This is a genomic window from Flavobacterium sp. (assembly GCF_025352015.1).
Taxonomy (GTDB): Bacteria; Bacteroidota; Bacteroidia; order Flavobacteriales; family Flavobacteriaceae; genus Flavobacterium.
On the sequence record NZ_JANXUG010000100.1, the window covers coordinates 1 to 4,493 of the forward strand.

Sequence of the window (4,493 nt, forward strand, 5' to 3'; positions counted from 1 at the left end):
AAAGGTGTTGAATGGGGTATTCGTCAGAACTTGGACAATCAAAAACCAATGTTTATCCAGAAGTTTTTTTCCACAATGCAATACGTTTTAGCAGGAAATGATGCGCAAGGCTTACGTTACGGAACCATTGAAACTACTGAAAAATACTATTTGCAGTGGAAAGAAGAAACAGATAAAAAATTTGAATACGCCATAGACAAACATTTGTATTTAATGTGTCAAAAAGAGCGTTTCCTCGAACTGATACACGATTTTGTGGTATTCGACAAAGGCACAAAAAAACTATGTCGTCCCAATCAATTTTTCGGTATCAAGGCAGCTCATAAAAATGTTCATTCTAAACAAGGCGGCATCATTTGGCATACACAAGGAAGTGGAAAAAGCCTAACAATGGTATGGCTTACCAAATGGATTAGAGAAAATATTGACAACAGTAGAATTCTTATCATAACAGACCGTGAAGAGCTTGACGACCAAATAGAAAAACTTTTTTTAGGTGTTGAAGAAAATATATATAGAACAAAAAGCGGTAAGGATTTAATCAGTAAATTGAATAATACCAGTCCTTGGTTGATTGCTAGTTTGGTACATAAATTTGGCAGAAATTCAGAAGAAGGAGATTTTGATGGCTATATTGAAGAATTAAAAAAGAGTTTACCTTCTGATTTTAGAGCCAAAGGAAATATCTATGTTTTTGTAGATGAATGCCATAGAACACAATCAGGAAAATTGCACGATGCAATGAAATTATTGTTACCAGAGGCACTATTTATTGGTTTTACGGGAACGCCATTACTCAAAAAAGACAAACAAAAAAGTATAGAAGTTTTCGGACCATACATTGGCGAACCCTATAAATTTGATGAAGCAGTTGCTGATGGTGTAGTGTTAGATTTATTATATGAAGCTCGTGATGTAGAACAATTTGTAACTGACCAACAAAGTATAGACGATTGGTTTGATGCAGAAACAAAAGGTTTAACAGATAGTGCCAAAATAGATCTAAAAAGAAATTGGGGAACAATGCAAAAAGTATTGGGTTCTAAATCTCGATTAGAAAAAATAGTATTTGATATAGTTAAAGATTTCAAAATAAAACCAAGATTATCAACAGGAGAAGGAAATGCAATGTTGGTATCAAGTAGTGTGTACAATGCTTGTAAATATTATGAGATTTTTCAAAATGCAGGTTTCAAAGAATGTGCAATAATAACTTCTTATAATCCACATCACGGAGATACAAAAGGCGAAGAAACCGGAGAAAGTACACCAACAGAAAAATTATTGAAATACGAAGTCTATCAAAAAATGTTGAACGGAAAAACAACAGAAGATTTTGAAGACCAAGCAAAAACGCAGTTCATAAAAGAACCTGCTAAAATGAAATTGTTGATTGTTGTAGATAAGCTTTTAACTGGCTTTGATGCACCATCTGCTACTTATCTTTATATTGATAAATCAATGCAAGACCACGGCTTATTTCAAGCTATTTGCCGTGTAAATCGTGTAGACAACGAAGACAAGGAATACGGGTATATTGTAGATTATAAAGATTTATTCAAAAGTTTACAACGATCAATTACAGATTACACTTCAGGAGCATTCGACGAATATGATTTAGACGATGTAAAAGGATTATTGTCCGACAGATACGAAGTAAGCAAAGACCGATTAGAAAATGCTTTAGAAACAGTCATTGCATTGTGCGAACCTGTCCATCCACAAGACGAACCAAGTTTTATAAGATATTTTTGTGGCAATACCGAAAATCCAGAGGATATTAAAGAGACGGAAGAGCGTAGAATAACATTATACAAATCAGTAGTAGCATTAATCAGAGCGTATGCAAATATTGCTAACGAAATGCACAAAATTGGTTATTCAGAGCAAGAAGCTGAGAAAATAAAGCAACAAGTCCAATTCTATTCAGATGTTAGAGACACCATCAAACAAGCAAGTGGTGATTACGTTGATTTAAAAAGATTTGAACCAGGAATGCGACAATTAATGGATATGTATTTAGATGCCAAAAGCAGTAAAAAAATATCCGACTTTGAAAATAAATCCCTAGTTGATTTAATTTTACACGTTAGTGAACCACCAGAACCTTATGGAAATAAAAGAAGTAAGGAAGCTGTTGCCGAAACGATTGAAAACAATGTAAGAAAGGTTATAATTGAAGAAACACAGACCAATCCCAAGTATTATGAGAAAATGTCTAAGTTGTTAGATGAACTCATAAAACAACGTAAGGAAGAAACAATTGCATATCAGGAATATTTAGAAAAAATCAAACAATTAGCTAGTGACGTTTCTAATCCAATGGGTAAAACCGATTATCCAATATCTTTAAATTCAATTGCAAAAAGAAACTTATTTGATAATTTAAATAATGATGAAATCCTCGCTTTAGCGATTGATAACGTAATCAAGAGTAACAAACTTGACGGCTGGAGAGATGGAGGTTTAAAAGAAAAGAAACTGCGTATTGCTATCAACGAAATTATAAAAGACGATAGTAAAACCGAAGAACTGATGCAAATAGTAAAAGCTCAAAATGAATATTAATATGGAAACTATTTCAGTAGCTAATCTTACTATTGATATTGTCCGTAAAGACATTAAGAATATGCACTTGGCAGTTTATCCGCCAATGGGTAGAATTCGATTGTCTGCACCAGAGAAAACGGATAGCGAAGTAATGCGTTTATTTGCTATTTCTAAAATTGGCTGGATAAAAAAGCACATAAAAAACTTCAATACTCAACCAAGAGAAACACCAAGAGAATTTATTTCAGGTGAAAGTCATTATTTATTTGGCAAAAGATATTTGTTGAATGTTATTGAACATAAAGGTTTTAACAAGGTAGAAATAAAAGGAACAAAAACAATTCATCTTTTCGTTAGACCAAACACTTCAACAGAAGACAAAGGGCGAATTATGAGAGAATGGCATCGCAATCAATTAAAAAAGGTCATTCCGGAATTAATTACTAAATGGGAAAACTTAATTGATGTAAAAGCAAACGATTGGGGTGTAAAGCAAATGAGAACCAAATGGGGTACTTGTAACATCGAAGAAAAGAGAATTTGGCTTAATTTGGAACTATCTAAAAAACCAATCATTTGTTTAGAATACATTATTGTTCACGAATTAATTCATTTATTAGAGAGAAATCACAACGATAAATTCATTGGGTATATGAACCAATTTTTACCAAAATGGAGATTGTACAAAGAAGAATTAAACAATTTGCCAGTATCTCATAACGATTGGGGATATTAGTAAATTAAGAGTCTTATATTTTTGATACTAATCATTTCCAAAGTTCAAAAAACAATGTTTTTATTATAGCCATTATCTCATTCATCTACACAAAACTTTCATTTAGTCCAAGTATTCCTAAACTCGAATGTTTGTTTGCTTCATAGCCCATTCTAAGCATAGTCAAAAGACTAATTTGAATTTATCTTTTATATTAAGATAAAATTTTTACAAAATGAGGAAAACCGCAAAGAAACATTTTTAAAAGAATTTAGCTTTACACCGAATAAAAAAATTCACTTAGTTACATTATTTTTCTTTCAATTGCATCTTAAATGTTAAAAAAAATGTTAATTTTGAGACTACTAAAATCTTGTTAAATAAAATTGATCAAACATTTTGACTATGAAAAAAATAATGCTTTTAATCTTTTTTATTTTAATATCAAATGCCATTTACAGCCAATCTTACATAGGCACAATTACTAAACAAGTAAATTTTAGAGAAGGATCTAGTAGCGATGATAATATCATCAGTTCCTTAAAACCAAAAACCCAAATCTTTATTGTTTCTCTTGAAACAGAGAATGATTACTACAATGTCATTGATATAGCTACTGACAGAGAAGGTTATGTTCATAAATCGTATGTAAAAGTTGGTAAGCTGGTTAGTAAAAGTAATGAAAGTGTATTTATACCTAGTGGTCAAACTTCAAATTACAATTCCGATGTGAAAATATTTAACAATACAAGTAAAACCCTAACCTTGAAATTAAATACAGAGTTATATCATTTCAGTCCATATGAAACAAAAAACATTAATTTAACTCCAGGTGAATATGATTTTAGAGCTTCTGCTCCAGGTGTAATCCCATACATAGGAACAGAAAATTTAAACAGCAATCAAGGGTATTCTTGGGAATTTTATATATCATCATCTTACAGATAAAATAATAAAACAGTAAAATTTGTTTTCACAGTATCTAACATATCTTCTTGAAAAGCTGCACTTTTTTAAAGTTGTAACAGCTCGTTTCTTAATTATTCTTTTTAGACGAAAAAAAAGAATAGAGCAACTATATCTAAACTATGTCTTATCCTAAAATACGTTGACCTTTTTTTAGGTTTAATAATTATTTCAAATTTATACTTTATTGCCGGAACATTGATAAGTTTTTTAAAAAATTCCCTTCGGGATTTAAAAGCTTATCAACATTCCTACGACGCTA

The 4,493-nt window shown here is 31.1% G+C and carries 3 protein-coding genes; all 3 read left to right on the plus strand.

Going from position 1 to position 4,493, the window contains the following annotated elements; all coding sequences use genetic code 11:
- On the plus strand, positions 1–2,568 hold a 2,568-nt coding region (locus tag Q0Q96_RS10015; protein ID WP_293874443.1), incomplete at its 5' end, for an HsdR family type I site-specific deoxyribonuclease.
- The gene (locus Q0Q96_RS10020) at positions 2,558–3,286 is read left to right on the plus strand and encodes a SprT family zinc-dependent metalloprotease (protein WP_293874445.1); all 729 of its coding nucleotides are present in this window, start codon (positions 2,558–2,560) and stop codon (positions 3,284–3,286) included. The genes Q0Q96_RS10015 and Q0Q96_RS10020, both read left to right, overlap by 11 nt.
- Before the next feature lie 384 nt (positions 3,287–3,670).
- A complete protein-coding gene (locus tag Q0Q96_RS10025) occupies positions 3,671–4,213 on the plus strand; it encodes a hypothetical protein (protein WP_293874447.1) in 543 nt (180 codons plus the stop codon).
- Positions 4,214–4,493: the final 280 nt, after the last annotated feature.